Genomic DNA, 15,882 nt, shown 5'->3' with positions numbered 1-15,882 from the left:
CGCTGGCGGCGGGATAGCGCGAGAAGGTGCCGCCACTAGTGCTATCTCGACGCCCGCAAGACCCCGTCCACGTGCGCCAGGAAGTGTTCCAGGACCGCGTCGGGGGCCTCGATCCGCGGCCAGTGCGCGATGTCGTCGGCGAGCATGACGACGTCCGCGTCCGGAATCACCTGCCGATAGCGGTCGGCCATGTGCCTGCCCGAATTGGGATCGATCGGACCGTCGATCAAGCGCATCGGCACACTGGTCTCCCTCATCGCCCGCACCCACCGATTCCGGTTCACGTAGCGGTCGGTGACGAACCTGCCTACCTTGTGGGTCACCCGTGCCCCGTCGTTGTAGTCCATGACCTCGAAGAAGCGCCCGAGCGCGAGTGGCGTCGGCTTCGTGTTGGGTCCGAACATCTGGTCCAGCGTGCGGGCCAGGATGCGCCGTGCCACCGGACTGCCCTGGAACCGACTGGTGATGTCGCCCAACGGAGTTCGCGACAACAGCTTCTGCACCAAACGCGGCGTGTAGGCCTCGTTGAACAAGCCACCGTTGAGCCAGGTGATCGACTCGATGATCGGTGAACCGTAGGCGTTGTCGCCCGCCTCGTACCGCGCCAGGAGCTCTTGGCCCACCGAGTCGCCGAGATCGTGGGCCAGCACGTGGCAGGAGTCGACGTTCAGGTGGTGCAGCAGAGCCTCGTGCATGTCGGCGTGGTCCAGAACCGAGTACTCGTAGGCGACGGGCTTGTCCGAGAAGCCCATGCCGATCATGTCGGGGGCGATCACGGTGAACCGCTGGACCAGCGTCGGCCAGATCAGCGACCAGTCCCACGAGCTGAACGGATAGCCGTGGATCAGCAGCAGCACCGGGGCCTGCCCGAACGGTTTCCCGTCGACCCGGAAGAAGATGTCGAAGCCCAGGTAGTCGAAGTACTGTCCGGCGGAGCGCCAGCGCTCCAGTTCGGCATCCATGACCGAAGCCTAGGCGGCGCCGCTAGTCGACCCGGTCGCTGACGTGCGACTCCCCTATCGAACTGCCCAGCGCAGCCACCCATCCGGTGATCTGACGGGCCACGTTCTGGTCGGTCAGACCATTCTCGGCCAGCACCTCGCCGCGCGAGGCGTGCGCCTGGAACTCCTGAGGCATCCCGACGTCGCGGCATGGCACATCGATCTCGTGGTGACGCAACGACGCCGACACCGACGACCCGATGCCTCCGTGCACGCCGTGATCCTCGAGGGTGACGACGAGCTTGTGCGCCTGGGCCAGCGGCCTCAGGACCTCTGGCACGGGCAGCACCCAGCGGGGATCGACGACCGTGACTCCGATGCCCTGGTTGCGCAGGCGTTCGGCCACCGACAGCGCCATCGACGCGAAGGGGCCGACCGCCACCAGCAGCACGTCCTGCGAAAGGCCTCCCGCGGGTACCGCGAGAACGTCCACACCCGCCCGCCGCTCGACGGCCGGGATGTCCTCGCCCACGTCCCCCTTGGGAAAGCGGATCGCGGTTGGGCCGTCCTTGACGTCGAGCGCCTCGCCGAGTTCCTCGCGCAACCGCCCCGCGTCACGGGGGGCGGCGACGCGCATCCCCGGCACGATGCCGAGGATCGACATGTCCCACACACCGTTGTGGCTCGCGCCGTCATTGCCGGTCACGCCGGCGCGGTCCAGCACCATGGTCACGGGCAGGCCGTGCAGCGCGACGTCCATCATCATCTGGTCGAACGCGCGGTTGAGGAACGTCGAGTAGATCGCCACCACGGGATGCATGCCGCCCATCGCCAACCCCGCGGCCGACGTCATGGCGTGCTGCTCGGCGATGCCGACGTCGAAGAAGCGGTCCGGAAAACGCTGCCGGAACGCGCTGAGCCCGGTGGGGCCGGGCATCGCAGCCGTGATGGCGACGACGTCGCGACGCTTGGCGGCCCGCCTGATCAGTTCGTCGGAGAACACCGACGTCCAGCCCGGTGCAGCCACCGAGGTCGCAAGCCCCGTCTGCGGGTCGATGATCCCGGTGGAGTGCATCTGCTCGGCCTCATCGGACTCGGCAGGCCCGTAGCCCATGCCCTTGCGGGTGGCCACGTGCACGATGACCGGAGCGTTGAACCCGCGAGCGTGACGCAGCGCTGCCTCGACCGCGTGTTCGTCGTGACCGTCGATGGGACCGACGTACTTCACTCCGAGATCGGTGAACATGACCTGCGGCGACAACGCGTCCTTGATGCCGACCTTGACGCTGTGCATGCACTGGTAGCAGAGCTCGCCGATGAGCGGCACCCCGCGGACGGCCTTGCGGCCCTCGTCGAGGAGACGCTCGTAACCGGGCTGCAGCCGCAGCCCCGCGAGGTGGTCGGCGAAACCGCCGATCGTGGGTGCATAGCTGCGGCCGTTGTCGTTGACGACGATGATCACGGGCCTGCGAGAGGTCGCGATGTTGTTGAGCGCTTCCCAGCACATTCCGCCGGTCAGCGCGCCGTCCCCGACGACCGCGACCACGTGGCGGTTGCGGTGGCCGTTCAGCTCGAAGGCCTTGGCCAGCCCGTCGGCGTAGGACAGTGCGGCGCTGGCATGGCTGGACTCGACCCAGTCGTGCTCGCTTTCGCTGCGCGACGGGTAGCCCGACAGCCCACCCTTCTTGCGCAGGTTGTCGAAGTCTTCGCACCGGCCGGTCAGCATCTTGTGGACGTAGGCCTGATGGCCGGTGTCGAAGATGATCGGGTCGTGCGGCGAGTCGAACACCCGGTGCAGCGCGAGTGTCAGCTCGACGACGCCCAGGTTGGGGCCGAGATGTCCGCCGGTAGCAGCAACCTTGTGGATGAGGAAGTCGCGTATCTCGACCGCGAGATCGTCGATCTGGGACTGCGACAGGTGCTGCAGATCAGCGGGACCGCGGATCTGAGAAAGCATTCGGCCAGTTTACGCACCCGTGCCCCTCATGGCCTGTCAAGGCTCGTAGGCGTCGGGCACGCCGTCGTTGTCGGCGTCGGCGGTTTCACGGTCCTCGATGCGACGATAAGCGGCGTTGCGGCTGACCAGGACCACGGCAGCCAGGACGCCTGCCACGACCGAACCGGTGAGCACGCCGATCTTGACGTCGGCGCCCGTCGCGGTGCCGTGACCGAAGGCGAGTTCACCGATGAGCAACGACACCGTGAAACCGATCCCGGCCAGTAGCGCGACGCCGAGCACGTCACGCCAGGCGAGGTCGTCGTCGAGCGACGCGTGGGTGAACCTGGCGAGCAGGAAGGCCGTCAGCCACACGCCGAGCGGCTTGCCGATGACGAGTCCAGCGATGACACCGACGGTGACCGGATGGCCGAGAGCCGCTCCGAGCCCGCTCCAGCCGCCGACCGTCACTCCAGCGGCGAAGAAGGCGAAGACGGGAACGGCAAACCCGGCGGACAGCGGTCGCAAGCGGTGTTCGAAGGATTCCGCCGACGCATGGCGACCCAATGCCGGCACCGCGAAACCCAACAGCACCCCGGCCACTGTCGCGTGAATACCGCTGGCGTGCACCAGCGCCCACGTCGCGACCGCCAGCGGCACCAGCACCCACCAGGGCCGAAACCCACGCTGCACGGCGAGCGTGAAGAGCCCTGCCGGCACCAGCGCGAGTGCCAGCGGCCCCAGCGACAGGTGATCGGTGAAGAACACCGCGATGACGATGATCGCCAGCAGGTCGTCGACGACGGCAAGCGTCAGCAGAAACGTCCGCAGGGCCGTCGGCAGGTGGGACGACAGCACCGCGAGCACCGCGAGGGCGAACGCGATGTCCGTGGCGATCGGGACCGCCCAGCCATCGAGGTTTTCGGGGTGACCGGTCACCAGGTTGATGGTGATGAAGATCGCCGCTGGGAAGACCATCCCACCGACCGCCGCGGCGATCGGCAAGGCGGCCCTGGCGGGGTCGCGCAGATCTCCTGCGACGAATTCTCGCTTGAGTTCCACGCCGACGACGAAGAAGAAGATCGCCAGCAGGCCGTCGGCCGCCCATGCTCCTAGGGTCAGATTCAGGTGCAGCGCCTCGGGGCCGATCGAGAACTCCGAAAGGGACTTGTACGTCGCCGACCACGGCGAGTTGGCCCAGACGAGGGCCGCTGCTGCGGCGAACAGCAGCAACACCCCGCCGACGGTCTCCCTGCGGAGGATCTCCGAGAAGCGCTTGGCCTCCGCCCAGGAGCCCAGGGTGAGCATTCGTCGTGCCATCACGAGCAGCCTAGTGATCACGACTCGGCGAATGCAGAGGTCGACAGTCGCCGTCTTGCCCCGGCTAGCCCTTTACGGCATCTTTACGGGTGGAGCGCCGGGAAGTCTGGTCGGCAGTCGCGCCAAGGCAGCGACTTGAACGTCGACGGGAGTTCGAAGTGGCGCCAGGATCATTCGTCATAGGCTTCATCCATGCGTGCGGATCAGATCGCCGAAGACTTTCCGGTCGTCGCCTCCACGTCGAACGCGCTGGCCGCGGGCCGGTTGATGGCCGGACGACGACTACCCGGGTTGGTGGTCACCGATTCGGACGGCAAGCCGGTGACGATCCTGCCCGCCTCGCAGGTGGTTCGAATGTTGGTGCCCAGCTACGTCCAGGACGACCCGTCGCTGGCCGGCGTGCTGAGCGAGACCATGGCCGACCACATCGCGGATGCGATCGGCGACAAGACCGTTGCCGCCATTCTGCCGAAGCCGCTCCCCGACATGCCGACGGTGAAGCCCGACGACACCATCGTCGAGGTGGCGGCCGTGATGGCCCACGAACGTGCGCCACTCGTCGCGGTCGTGGAGAAGGGTCGCCTCGTCGGAGTAATCACCGCATCCCGTCTGCTCGAGGTGGCCCTGACCGCACGCTGATCGCCGCCGCACGGAGGTGTGACCGATGACCGCGGTGGCGGTCGCCGTGTTCGCGATCTCCTACGTGCTGATCGCCACGGAGAAGATCTCGAAGGTCAAGGCCGCCCTCGGCGGTGCGGCGATCGTGGTGGCGCTCGGCATCGTCGGCTCCGAGGACGTGTTCTACTCGCACGACTCGGGAATCGACTGGGACGTCATCTTCCTGCTCTTCGGAATGATGATCATCGTCGGAGTGCTGCGACAGACCGGCGTGTTCGAGTACACGGCGATCTGGGCGGCCAAACGGGCAGGCGGGTCCGCCCTTCGGGTGATGATGCTCCTGGTCGTCATCACCGCCACGGCCTCGGCGTTGCTCGACAACGTCACGACCGTATTGCTCATTGCGCCGGTGACGCTGCTGGTGTGCGATCGGCTCGGCATCAAGCCGACGCCGTTTCTCATTGCCGAGGTGTTCGCCTCCAACATCGGCGGTGCGGCCACCCTCGTCGGCGACCCGCCGAACATCATCATCGCGAGCCGAGCGGGCCTGTCGTTCAACGACTTTCTCATGCACATGGCACCGATCGCCATCATCGCCCTCGTCGTTCTGATGTTGATCCTGCCGGTGCTGTTCCGCGGCTCGTTCGCCGTCGACCCGGCACGGGTGGCCGACGTGATGTCACTGAACGAGCGCGAGGCGATCCGCGATCCCCGGCTACTGGCGAAGTCCGGCGCGGTCCTGGTGCTCGTGTTCGCCGCGTTCATCGGCCACTCGATCATTCACATCGCACCCTCGGTGGTCGCCCTGTTGGGGGCGGGCGTCCTGATCGTCATCTCCCGGGTCGATCGCGAGGACTACCTGGGCAGCGTGGAGTGGGAAACACTGCTGTTCTTCGTCGGGTTGTTCATCCTGGTCGGCGCCCTGGTGAAGACCGGCGCCATCGGCACGCTCGCTCGTCTCGCCGGCGAGGTCACCGGCGGGAATGCGTTGGCCGCGACGATGCTCATCCTGTTCGTATCGGCCCTGCTGTCGGGGGTCATCGACAACATTCCCTACGTCGCCACCATGAGCCCGGTGGTGGCCGACCTCGCCGCAGGCATCGGCGATCAGGCCCAAGCACACGCCCTGTGGTGGGCGCTGACGATCGGCGCAGACTTCGGCGGCAACCTCACCGCGGTCGGTGCGAGCGCCAACGTGGTGATGATCGGCATCGCTGCACGCGAAGGGCATCCGATCAGCTTCTGGGAGTTCACCCGCAAGGGTGCGATCGTCACCGCGCTGACCATCGGCGTCTCCGCGCCCTATCTGTGGTTGCGGTACTTCGTGTTCGCGTGACGGAGGCCCCAAATCCGCGCTGCCGTCGAATACCTTGATTCGCATGGGACCGACGGTCATCGAACGCCGCAGCACCGTGGCAGCATCGGCCGACCGAGTCTGGGAGCGCATCGTCACCCCCGAGGGGATCAACGACGAACTGCGGCCATGGATGACCATGTCCATGCCGCGTGGCGCAGAGTCGCTGACCGTCGACAACGTGCCGATCGGAACTCCCGTCGGCCGGGCGTGGCTACGGTTGTTCGGCGTGCTGCCGTTCGACTACGACCGCCTCACCATCGCCGAACTGGAGCCCGGGCGGCGATTCCACGAGGAGTCGACGATGCTGAGCATGAGCCTGTGGCGGCACGAGCGCACCGTGATCCCGGATGGGGATGCGAGGTCGCTGGTCCACGACCGCGTTACGTTCCAGCCGCGCCTGCTGCTCCGGTTGGCGACACCCGTTCTTGCGGTGGGGATCCGGGCCCTGTTCGGCCACCGGCACCGGCGGCTGCAGCGTCACTTCGGCTAGCTGACGTGAGCCAGCACCACATCGGCCACGACGTCGACCGGGACGGTCGTGACGACCTCCAGCGTCGCCGAGGCCCGAAGGAGCGGTTCGACCCCGGCGAGATAGCCAAGGGTGTCGGCGATCTCGGCCGGATCGCGGCCGTAGGGATTGTTGGTACGCGTCCGTAGCCGCTCGACCAACACTTCCGCGGGAGCACTGAGAAGCACGACGTGATCGAAGCGGGGGTAGAAGTGGACCTGGTTGGAGACGGTGCCCTGGACGAACAGAATCCCTCGGGGGTCCTCGGTCGTCAGCAGCGCGTGGATCCGGTCCTCGATCCAGAGTTCCTCGCCCGCGACCGTCTCGAGGTAGTCGCCGTAGTCGGTGTCAACCGACCAGTACCCGCGAGCGGCGAGCTCGGCCAGCAACGTGGACTTGCCGGTGCCCGACATGCCCGTCACCAGAACGCGCTTCACGCTCGTGAGAGGACCGCGACGCACTCGACGTGATGCGTCAGCGGGAAGGAGTCGAACACCCTGAGTTCCTCCACCGCATAGCCGTGACCGCGGTAGAGACCAACGTCGCGCGCGAAAGACGCCGCCTCGCAACCGATGTGAACGATACGCGGAACCTCGGCCGCCGCCAGCAAGTCGATCACCTCGCGCCCAGCGCCGGTCCGTGGCGGATCGAGCACGGCGACGTCGGCGCGGTGCGGCTGTGCGGTAAGCGCACGGCGCACGGATTCGGTCAGCACGTTCACCCAGCCGAGGTCGGCGAGCGCCGCCCTCGCCGCCCGCGACGAACCACGCGATGTGTCGACGGTCAACACGTGCCCCGTCTCCCCAACCGATTCGGCCAGCACCGCCGCGAAAACCCCTGCGCCGCCGTATAAGTCCCAGGCCGTCATGCCGGAGCTCAGCTGCGCCCACTCCCGCACCAGAGCGCTGTACTCGCGTGCGGCGTCGCGGTGCGCCTGCCAGAACGCCGTGACCGGCACGGTCCACGTCCGGTCGCCCACTCGTTGCGTCGCCTCGTAACTCCCCTCGACCGCCTGGGTCGACGCCTTGCGATCCGAGCGGGGCCCCGTCCGGACGACGTGCCGTGTCCCCTGGTCGTCCAATGCGACGTGAAGCTGCGCCCCCGGCGGCCATTTCGAACCATCGAGACCCGCCAACATGCCGGCGGGCACCTGCGCACACGCGAGATCGGTGACCAGATCGCTGCTGTGATACCGGTGGAAGCCGGCACGGCCGGACTGGGGTCCTTGGCCGCCGACGTCAAGACGCACCCGGGTGCGCCAGCTCGTCGGGCCGGCCGACCCGACCTCCTCGGCCTCGCCCGCCCACTCGTGCCCGCCGAGCCGCTCGAGCTGATTGGCCACCACGTCGCCCTTGAGCCGACGCGCAGCCTGCGGGGCGGCGAAGGCCAGGTCGCAGCACCCCGATCCGTCGACTCCCGCGATCGGGCACAGCGAGTCGATGCGGTCGGCCGACGGTTCGAGGACCTCGAGGACCTCGGCGTGCCAATGGCTTCCCCGCTGTTCGGTCACCCGCGCGCGGACCACCTCACCCGGCAGTGCGTAGCGGACGAACACGACGCGGCCGTCGTGCCGAGCCACACAACTCCCGCCGTTCGCCGGCGCACCGACGGTCAGCACGAGTTCGGTTCCGAGGTCCTGCTCTCTGGCCATCAATCGAGGAACCCGCGTCGTGCGTCACCGGGTGCGGACTGCGACTCGATGCTCTTCAACCGTTCCGACGAACTCAGCTGCCACGGAACGGAGGTCACCATGACGTTCGGCTCGAAGAGCAACCGTCCCTTGAGTCGCAGCGCGCTCTGGTTGTGCAGCACCTGCTCCCACCAGTGGCCGACGACGTATTCGGGGATGAACACCGTGACCACCGTGCGCGGCGACTCCTTGGTGATCCGCTTGACGTAATCGAGGACGGGACGGGTGATTTCGCGGTAAGGAGACGCGATGACCTTCAGCGGAACGCTAACTTCGCTGTCCTCCCACTTACCCACGAGACGGTGCGCCTCCTCGTCGTCCACGTTGACCGTGATCGCCTCGAGCACGTCCGGCCGGGTTGCCCTCGCATACGCGAGCGCGCGCTTGGTCGGAAGATGCAGGTTCGACACCAACACGATGGCGTGGTTGCGGCTGGGCAGAACGACGTCGCCCTCCTCGGCGGCACGGGCCTCGAGCTCGCGGGTGACGGTGGCGTAGTGCTTGTGGATCAGCTTCATGATGAAGAAGAGAATCCCCATCGCGAGGATCGCGATCCAGGCGCCCGCGCGGAACTTCGTCACCACGACCACGATCAGCACGGAGCCGGTGCACAGCAGGCCAATGGCGTTGATGACCCGGGACCGCTGCATCCTGCGGCGCTCCGTGGAGTCGGTCTCGGTCCGCAGCAGACGGGTCCAATGCCGCACCATGCCGATCTGGCTGAGCGTGAAGCTGACGAACACGCCGACGATGTACAGCTGGATCAGGGCCGTCACTTCGGCCCGGAACGCCACGACGAACGCCATCGCGGCGAACGCCAGGAACAGGATGCCGTTCGAAAAGGCCAACCTGTCACCGCGGGTGTGCAACTGCCGGGGAAGGTATCGATCCTGGGCCAGAATGGATCCCAGCACCGGGAACCCGTTGAACGCCGTGTTGGCGGCCAACACCAGGATCAACGCGGTCACGCCCGCGATCGCATACAGCCCGATCGGGAATCCGCTGAACACCGCGTTCGCCAACTGCGTGATCAACGTCTTCGGGTGATAACCCTCCGGGGCGCCGACGAGTTGCGCGGGGCTCTCGACCACCTTGGCGCCGGTTTCCTTGGCCAACACGATGATCCCCATGAACAGCGAGACCGCGATGGCGCCCAGTAGCAGCAGTGTCGACGCCGCGTTGCGCGACTTGGGCTTCCGGAACGCGGGCACGCCGTTGCTAATGGCCTCGACCCCGGTCAGTGCGGCGCAACCCGATGAGAACGCCCGGGCCACCAGGAAGATCATCGCGAAGCCGAGGACGTCGCCGTGCTCGGACTTGACGGTGAATCCGGCTGTCTCGGCCTGTATGTGATCACCGAGGAAGAAGATCCGGAACAGCCCCCAGCCGATCATCACGTACATGCCGACCATGAAGGCATAGGTGGGAATCGCGAAGGCGGTGCCAGATTCCCGGATGCCCCGCAGGTTCAACGACGCCAGTAGCAGGATCGCGGCGACGGCGAACAGCACCTTGTGCTGCGCGATGAACGGCACCGCCGACCCGATGTTGGACATCGCCGATGCCATCGACACCGCAACCGTCAGCACGTAGTCGACAAGCAGCGCACTCGCCACGGTGAGACCCGCCGTCGGGCCGAGGTTCGTGGTGACCACCTCGTAGTCGCCGCCCCCCGACGGATACGCATGCACGTTCTGCCGGTAGCTCGCGATCACGATGAGCATCACCGCGGCCACGGCAAGGCCGATCCACGGCGCCATCGTGTAGGCGCTGAGTCCGGCGACCGAGAGCACCAGGAAGATCTCCTCGGGCGCGTAGGCGACCGAGGACAGTGCGTCGGAGGCGAACACCGGAAGTGCGATCCGCTTGGGCAGCAAGGTATGGCCCATCGCATCGCTGCGGAACGGTCTTCCCAGTACCAGCCGACGCGCAGCGGTCGAAAGCTTGGACACGAGAGCCAAGAGTAGGCCCACGGAGGAATGGCTGTAGCGTTCGGAGTGCGCGGGTTCGCCACAATCCGTTTCTGCCGAACCACTGGGAGGATCGACGCGTGCGTGTAGTCGTTATGGGATGCGGCCGGGTCGGGGCGTCGCTGGCCGACGGCCTGGCCAGAATTGGCCATGAGGTGGCCGTAATAGACCGTGACGGCACCGCCTTTCACCGCCTGTCCCCCGAGTTCCCCGGTGAGAGGGTCCTCGGCATGGGATTCGACCGTGACGTGCTGCTGCGCTCCGGCATCGAAGGCGCGGGCGCGTTCGCCGCGGTGTCATCGGGTGACAACTCCAACATCATCTCCGCGCGAGTCGCACGTGAGACGTTCGGCGTCGAGCGCGTCGTGGCCCGCATCTACGACGCCAAACGCGCCGCTGTGTACGAACGCCTCGGCATCCCGACCGTCGCGACGGTGCCGTGGACCACGGACAGACTGCTCAACGTGCTGACCAGGGAGACGGAAACCACCAAGTGGCGTGACCCCTCGGGCAACGTCGGCGTGGCCGAGCTGCCGCTGCACGAAGGCTGGGTGGGCCGGCGCGTCACCGCGCTCGAGGCGGCGACCGGTGGCCGGGTCGCGTTCATGATTCGGTTCGGCACCGGTCTGCTGCCGGAGCCCAAGACCGTCATCCAGGCCAGCGATCAGGTCTACATGGCCGCAGTGTCCGGCCACATCGCCGAAGCGATGGCGATCTCCGCGCTGGCACCGGGCGAAGACGCCGATGATCAGTGACGGAATAGGAAAGACACCGTGAAGGTCGCGATCGCTGGAGCCGGGGCCGTCGGCCGCTCCATCGCCAGGGAGCTCGTCGAGAACCACGACGTCACCCTGCTGGAGCGCAATCCCGAACACGTGGACACAGATGCCGTCCCCGCTGCCCAGTGGCGTCTCGGGGACGCGTGCGAGCTGACCCTGTTGGAAGCGGTCGGGCTCGAGGACTTCGACGTCGTGATCGCTGCCACGGGCGACGACAAGGCCAACGTCGTGCTCAGCCTGCTGGCCAAGACCGAGTTCGCGGTGGGGCGCGTGGTGGCCAGGGTCAACGACCCACGCAACGAGTGGCTGTTCGACGAGGCCTGGGGGGTCGACGTCGCCGTGTCCACGCCCCGGATGCTGGCCTCGCTGGTCGAGGAGGCGGTCTCCGTCGGTGACCTGGTGCGCCTGATGAGCTTTCGCAAGGGCCAGGCCAACCTCGTCGAGATCACGCTGCCCGACGACACACCGTGGGGCGGCAAGGCCGTCAAGCGGCTGGAACTGCCGCGCGATGCCGCCCTGGTCACGATCCTCCGCGGTGCCCGCGTGATCGTGCCAGAGGACGACGAGCCGCTGGAGGGCGGCGACGAACTCCTGTTCGTCGCCATCGACGAAGTGGAAGAGGAACTGCGCGAGCAACTGCTACGTCCTCACTGACCGGATCAGTCCGAGGCGGCCAGCGCGGGCGGCGGGGTGGCGCGATCGTGACTCTGGGCCGACGCCTCCAGCGAGATGCGGCCGAAGTCGCACTGGCGGTTGCTGATCCCGATGGCCGAGACCACCCCCGCCGCTGCGAACAGCACGGCAACGACCACGGCTCCCGACCGGAAACCCGCGAAATCGATTGCGGTGCCAACGATTACCCCGGCGAACGCCACCGCGATCAAGCCGGCGACGCGCGAGACGGCGTTGTTCACCGCGGAACCGATGCCGCTCTGCGCCGGGTCCACCGCGGCGAGTACCGCCGCCGTCAGCGGAGACACGGTGATGGACAGACCCACCCCGAACACGACCAGACCGGGCAACATCTGGGTCCAGAAGTCGAACGGCGTACGCGCCATGGTCAGCAGCAGGAAACCGCCCGCCGCGATGATCGGACCGACGGCCATGTACATGCGGGGCCCGTGTCTGCCGGCGAGCGTGCCGAAGGGCCGCGCGAGGAAGAACGACAGCACCGGGAGGGGCAGCGTCGCCAAACCCGCCTGTGACGCCGACAAGCCGACGGTCTCCTGGAGGAACAGCGCCACGATGAGCGTGCCGAGGGACACGGCCGCGTAGAGGAAGACCGTCGCGAGATTGCCGACGGCGAAGTTGCGTGCCGCGAAGAGTTGCAGCGGCATGATCGGGTTCGGCGTCCGCCGCTCCCACCATGGGAAGGCGGCCAGGCACACCACCCCGAGGACGAACCCGGTGATCACCGCGGGGTGTGTCGGGCCGAGCCGTTGCAGCTCGATGAGCGCGTACACCGCGGCAGTCAGGCCTGCGGCGCAGAGCACCGCGCCGACGACGTCGATGCGGGCCGACCGTCGGGCGCCACCGGAGTTCTCCGCGCCAACATCCCGGGTCGCTTCGCTCCTGCCCTCCGCGCCGAGCCTCGTCGTCAGATAGAGCGTCGCCGCCAGCGGCACCGCGTTGATGCCGAAGACCCACCGCCAGCTCAGCGCATCCACCAATAGCCCACCCAGGGGCGGTCCCACGACGAACGCAGTGCCCGTCCACGCGGTCCACGTCCCGATCGCACCGGCTTGGCGCGCACCCGTGAACCGGGCGTTGATCATCGCCAGCGAGCTCGGCACCAGGAAGGCCGCCCCGATGCCCTGCAGACACCGTCCCGCGACGAGAATCCATCCGGTGGGTGCGACCGCGCACAGCAGCGACGCGACGGTGAAGGCCACCAGGCCCATCCGCAGCACCACGAGCCTGCCGAACTGGTCGGAGACCGCCCCCGCGACGAGGATCAGCGCACCGAGCGCCAGCAGGTAGCCGTCGACGACCCATTGCTGAAGTGCCAGTCCCCCACCGAATTCCGCGGCGATCGCGGGCAGCGCCAGGTTCACCACCGAGCCGTCGAGGAACGCCACGAATGAGGCCAGCACCGCGACCGCGATCAGGGTCCGGTCGGTCCCGCCCAAACGCTTCGTCGACGTCAGTCGGCGCGTGCCTCCGAGGCCTTCGCCTCTTCGTCCGCCGCGTGCAGCGCGCGCTGGGCGGTGCGGATGGCAAGGTAGGTCACCAACGCGGCAACCGCCGTCAACGGCCACCCCATCGCAATCCGCGCGACACCGAGCATTCCCGTCTGGTCGTCGTCATAGAGACGGTTCTGCACGACGAATCGCGCGCCGAACACCAGAACCCAGGTGAACGTGGCGATGTCGAAGGCGTAGACCGCCCGACGGACGCCTCGCCAGCCACGGTCCCCTCCGTGGACCCACGTCCACACGTAGCCGACGATCGGCCTGCGGATGAGCACGGAGACCGCGAAGACGGCGGCGTACAGCAGGGACGACCAGATGCCGAGCAGGAAGTAGCCCTTGGACTCACCGACGACGTAGGCGATGAGGGCACTGACGCCGACCCCGATGAATCCGGATACCGCGGGCTGCAACGTCTCTCGGCGGATCAAGCGCCACGCCAGGATCACGACCGCGACCGCGAGGGCCGCGCTGATCGCGGGCACCAGGCCGAAATACGTGGAGACGGGGACGAAGACCAGGACCGGCAGCGACGAGTAAATCAGGCCGCTGACGCCACCCATCTGCTCGAGGATGGCCTGTCCGCCCAGCTTCTTGGCGGGCACATCGGCCGCCGCGACCTCGTCCGCAACCCCGTTGTCGGGTTGGGTCACTTCTGAATTTCGTAGTGGGGGTTGTAGATCGCCTTGGTGCCGTTCTCCAGCTTGCCCAGCCGACCGTGCACCCGCAGGGTGCGTCCAGACTCGATACCCGCGATGCGCCGTTGGCCGAGCCACACGAGCATCACCGCGTCGGTACCGTCGAACAGCTCGGCGCGCACACCGCCCGCGCAGCCCTTGGCGTTGGTCTCGACACACCGCAGGGTGCCGATCATCGTGACCTCTTGTCCGCGTCGACAGTCAATCGCCTTCTGCGCCCCGGTATTGGCAGCTTCGTCGTTGAGTTCGTCGACGTCCTGCTGCTCCGGGTCCTCCGTGAGCCGACGGGTCAGCCGCCGCAGATAACCTTCGGCCGTAGCCATGGCTTCTCCTACACCTGAGGTGAATCCACCGTGGACTCACCTGTAACCAACGCCACCGTAGACCTGTTGATGGCGATTTGCCACGTAGCACGCGCAAGGGATGTTTACCCTTCCGTGAGGGGTTTCACTCGGTCCGCGAGAACGTGATTTGACGCACACGGCACGATCGACGAATGGCTGTCAATCTGCGCGGCGTCACCGTGGTCCTGCTTCCTGGCACGGGATCAGACGACGACTACGTCTATCGCGCCTTCTCGGCGGCCCTGCACGATGTCGGCGCGGTCGTGGTGGCCTGCGCACCACGACCCTCCCGCCTCATCGCCGGCTATCTCGACGAGCTGGACAACGCCGCAAGGCTTGGTCCGATCGCGGTCGGCGGGGTGTCCATCGGCGCCGCGGTCGCCACGTCGTGGGCTCTGGCTCACCGCGGCAGTGCCGTGGCCGTGCTGGCCGCCCTGCCCGCCTGGACGGGCGAACCCGAGTCGGCGGCGGCCGCGTTGACCGCCAGGTACTCGGCGGACGCACTCCGTCGCGACGGCCTGGCTTCGGCGATTGCACAGATGCGGACGTCGAGCCCGCCATGGCTGGCCGAAGAACTCACCAGGTCGTGGGTCGGCCAGTGGCCCAACCTCCCCGATGCCATGGATGAGGCGGCGGCCTACGTGGCACCCACCTGCGAGGAGTTGGCGACGCTGACCGTGCCGATGGGACTAGCGGCGGCCACCGACGATCCGGTACACCCCGTCGAGGTGGCACTCGAGTGGGTGGCCGCTACCCCCCGCGCAGCGCTGAAGACCTTCACTCTCGACGACCTCGGCGCCGACCCCGCCGTCCTCGGCAGGGCCTGCGTCGACGCGCTCCTGGAGGTGTGAGCGCCGCTACCCACCCGTGATGGTGCGAAGCTGTTGCATCGCCGTGCCCTGCTCACTGCGCCGCGCCGCAGGCTGCGGGACGTCCGGGGGCAGTGGCGGCTGCTGACCGGTCTGCTGCGCCTGTTCGGTGATCATCTGCTCGGCGCGGGCACGGAGCCGGGCGACGAGGGCCTCGGACAGCTGCAGCGGAAGCATGTTGCGCACCGGCTGCGGGGTATCACCGCGGCGAACAACCGTGTCCGCCAAAGCATTTCGCAGGTCTCGCGCGATCGCGTCGGCTTTGTCGGGGGCACCGACCGCGGCCCCTCGGACCATCCACCGGTAACCGTCGACGCCAACGAACCTCATGACCACGGGTTCCGGCCCGCTGGTCATGAACCCGACGACCTCGCGCCCCCACGGGCCATCTTCGATGCTTACCTCCGCGGCCTCCTTGCGTAGCGACTCGGCGACCTCGGTGGCCACCTCACGCCACAGGCTGCCCGCCTTCGGGGCTGCATAGGCCGTGACGTTGTAGCGGCCGTTCGTCGTCACCATCCACGCCATGGTCGGCACGCCCTGCTGATTCACCTCGACGGCGAGCTCAGCGGTCTCGTTCTCGGGGATCAGCACCGCGCCGAGATCGTGACGCCCCTGGAGGGCGACTTCCGGGTCGTCGAAGTCCTCGATGTCGAAGGGGCC

General features: G+C 67.5%; 16 protein-coding genes. 6 read left to right on the top strand and 10 right to left on the bottom strand.

Translation table 11 applies throughout. The features are described 5' to 3' along the window. Window positions 1-41: 41 nt before the first annotated feature. From ACRDUX_RS18725 to nhaA, 3 genes are read right to left on the bottom strand one after another with little or no spacing between them, the layout of a single operon-like run. On the bottom strand, window positions 42-962 hold the full coding sequence (locus ACRDUX_RS18725; protein ID WP_526415520.1) for an alpha/beta fold hydrolase: 921 nt from the start codon (window positions 960-962) through the stop codon (window positions 42-44). Window positions 963-984: 22 nt separating this feature from the next. After that, complete coding sequence (gene dxs / locus ACRDUX_RS18720; protein WP_526415519.1) at window positions 985-2,898, bottom strand: 1-deoxy-D-xylulose-5-phosphate synthase; 1,914 nt, start codon at window positions 2,896-2,898, stop codon at window positions 985-987. Window positions 2,899-2,934: 36 nt separating this feature from the next. Next, the gene (gene nhaA / locus ACRDUX_RS18715; protein ID WP_526415518.1) at window positions 2,935-4,197 is read right to left on the bottom strand and encodes a Na+/H+ antiporter NhaA; all 1,263 of its coding nucleotides are present in this window, start codon (window positions 4,195-4,197) and stop codon (window positions 2,935-2,937) included. Between the two features lie 192 nt (window positions 4,198-4,389). Here nhaA and ACRDUX_RS18710 point away from each other — a divergent pair, with 192 nt between their 5' ends. From ACRDUX_RS18710 to ACRDUX_RS18700, 3 genes are read left to right on the top strand one after another with little or no spacing between them, the layout of a single operon-like run. Further along, complete coding sequence (locus ACRDUX_RS18710) at window positions 4,390-4,836, top strand: CBS domain-containing protein (protein WP_526415517.1); 447 nt, start codon at window positions 4,390-4,392, stop codon at window positions 4,834-4,836. A gap of 25 nt (window positions 4,837-4,861) precedes the next feature. Beyond that, the gene (locus ACRDUX_RS18705; protein WP_526415516.1) at window positions 4,862-6,151 is read left to right on the top strand and encodes an ArsB/NhaD family transporter; all 1,290 of its coding nucleotides are present in this window, start codon (window positions 4,862-4,864) and stop codon (window positions 6,149-6,151) included. Window positions 6,152-6,194: 43 nt separating this feature from the next. Further along, window positions 6,195-6,662 (top strand): Rv1443c family protein, encoded by a 468-nt coding sequence (locus ACRDUX_RS18700; protein ID WP_526415515.1) that lies wholly within the window; start codon window positions 6,195-6,197, stop codon window positions 6,660-6,662. On the opposite strand, the gene ACRDUX_RS18695 is transcribed toward ACRDUX_RS18700, so the two are convergent. From ACRDUX_RS18695 to ACRDUX_RS18685, 3 genes are read right to left on the bottom strand one after another with little or no spacing between them, the layout of a single operon-like run. Then, a complete protein-coding gene (locus ACRDUX_RS18695; RefSeq protein WP_526415514.1) occupies window positions 6,659-7,117 on the bottom strand; it encodes an AAA family ATPase in 459 nt (152 codons plus the stop codon). The two genes, ACRDUX_RS18700 and ACRDUX_RS18695, sit on opposite strands and share 4 nt — an antisense overlap. After that, complete coding sequence (locus ACRDUX_RS18690) at window positions 7,114-8,331, bottom strand: class I SAM-dependent RNA methyltransferase (protein ID WP_526415513.1); 1,218 nt, start codon at window positions 8,329-8,331, stop codon at window positions 7,114-7,116. The genes ACRDUX_RS18695 and ACRDUX_RS18690 overlap by 4 nt, the downstream gene beginning before the upstream one ends. Beyond that, the gene (locus tag ACRDUX_RS18685) at window positions 8,331-10,322 is read right to left on the bottom strand and encodes an amino acid permease (RefSeq protein WP_526415512.1); all 1,992 of its coding nucleotides are present in this window, start codon (window positions 10,320-10,322) and stop codon (window positions 8,331-8,333) included. The genes ACRDUX_RS18690 and ACRDUX_RS18685 overlap by 1 nt, the downstream gene beginning before the upstream one ends. Window positions 10,323-10,420: 98 nt before the next feature. Between ACRDUX_RS18685 and ACRDUX_RS18680 the strand changes: the two genes are divergently transcribed. Together ACRDUX_RS18680 and ACRDUX_RS18675 are read left to right on the top strand one after the other, a co-directional pair. Then, on the top strand, window positions 10,421-11,095 hold the full coding sequence (locus ACRDUX_RS18680) for a potassium channel family protein (protein ID WP_526415511.1): 675 nt from the start codon (window positions 10,421-10,423) through the stop codon (window positions 11,093-11,095). An 18-nt stretch (window positions 11,096-11,113) separates the two neighbouring features. Beyond that, window positions 11,114-11,773: a potassium channel family protein gene (locus tag ACRDUX_RS18675; protein WP_526415510.1), complete on the top strand. Its 660-nt coding sequence runs from the start codon at window positions 11,114-11,116 to the stop codon at window positions 11,771-11,773. Window positions 11,774-11,778: 5 nt separating this feature from the next. Here the strand turns inward: ACRDUX_RS18675 and ACRDUX_RS18670 are convergent, their stop codons facing one another. Genes ACRDUX_RS18670 through ACRDUX_RS18660 form a run of 3 tightly spaced genes read right to left on the bottom strand, consistent with a single transcriptional unit; the run spans window position 11,779 to window position 14,329 of the window. Next, window positions 11,779-13,248, bottom strand: coding sequence for an MFS transporter (locus tag ACRDUX_RS18670; protein WP_526415509.1), 1,470 nt, complete (start codon window positions 13,246-13,248; stop codon window positions 11,779-11,781). Window positions 13,249-13,262: 14 nt separating this feature from the next. Then, window positions 13,263-13,961 (bottom strand): DUF3159 domain-containing protein, encoded by a 699-nt coding sequence (locus tag ACRDUX_RS18665; protein WP_526415508.1) that lies wholly within the window; start codon window positions 13,959-13,961, stop codon window positions 13,263-13,265. Next, window positions 13,958-14,329: an OB-fold nucleic acid binding domain-containing protein gene (locus ACRDUX_RS18660; RefSeq protein ID WP_526415507.1), complete on the bottom strand. Its 372-nt coding sequence runs from the start codon at window positions 14,327-14,329 to the stop codon at window positions 13,958-13,960. Before ACRDUX_RS18660 ends, ACRDUX_RS18665 begins: the two co-directional genes overlap by 4 nt. Window positions 14,330-14,502: 173 nt before the next feature. On the opposite strand from ACRDUX_RS18660, the gene ACRDUX_RS18655 reads away from it, so the two are divergent. Beyond that, window positions 14,503-15,201 (top strand): alpha/beta fold hydrolase, encoded by a 699-nt coding sequence (locus ACRDUX_RS18655; RefSeq protein WP_526415506.1) that lies wholly within the window; start codon window positions 14,503-14,505, stop codon window positions 15,199-15,201. Between the two features lie 6 nt (window positions 15,202-15,207). Here ACRDUX_RS18655 and ACRDUX_RS18650 read toward each other — a convergent pair. Next, window positions 15,208-15,882 (bottom strand): DUF3710 domain-containing protein (locus ACRDUX_RS18650; RefSeq protein WP_526415505.1); only part of this gene is annotated, 675 nt, incomplete at its 5' end.

This window comes from Mycobacterium sp. (genome assembly GCF_050701675.1).
Lineage (GTDB): Bacteria > Actinomycetota > Actinomycetes > Mycobacteriales > Mycobacteriaceae > Mycobacterium.
Note: the sequence above shows the minus strand (reverse complement) of the source record. Positions and strands in the feature narration are given on the sequence as shown.

What these genes read in the sequence shown, in the direction of transcription:
- nhaA (WP_526415518.1), bottom strand. Translation starts at nt 4,197, where the DNA reads ATGGCACGACGAATGCTCACCCTGGGCTCCTGGGCGGAGGCCAAGCGC.
- ACRDUX_RS18705 (WP_526415516.1), top strand. Translation starts at nt 4,862, where the DNA reads ATGACCGCGGTGGCGGTCGCCGTGTTCGCGATCTCCTACGTGCTGATC.
- ACRDUX_RS18655 (WP_526415506.1), top strand. Translation starts at nt 14,503, where the DNA reads ATGGCTGTCAATCTGCGCGGCGTCACCGTGGTCCTGCTTCCTGGCACG.
- ACRDUX_RS18725 (WP_526415520.1), bottom strand. Translation starts at nt 962, where the DNA reads ATGGATGCCGAACTGGAGCGCTGGCGCTCCGCCGGACAGTACTTCGAC.
- dxs (WP_526415519.1), bottom strand. Translation starts at nt 2,898, where the DNA reads ATGCTTTCTCAGATCCGCGGTCCCGCTGATCTGCAGCACCTGTCGCAG.
- ACRDUX_RS18710 (WP_526415517.1), top strand. Translation starts at nt 4,390, where the DNA reads ATGCGTGCGGATCAGATCGCCGAAGACTTTCCGGTCGTCGCCTCCACG.
- ACRDUX_RS18660 (WP_526415507.1), bottom strand. Translation starts at nt 14,329, where the DNA reads ATGGCTACGGCCGAAGGTTATCTGCGGCGGCTGACCCGTCGGCTCACG.
- ACRDUX_RS18700 (WP_526415515.1), top strand. Translation starts at nt 6,195, where the DNA reads ATGGGACCGACGGTCATCGAACGCCGCAGCACCGTGGCAGCATCGGCC.
- ACRDUX_RS18690 (WP_526415513.1), bottom strand. Translation starts at nt 8,331, where the DNA reads ATGGCCAGAGAGCAGGACCTCGGAACCGAACTCGTGCTGACCGTCGGT.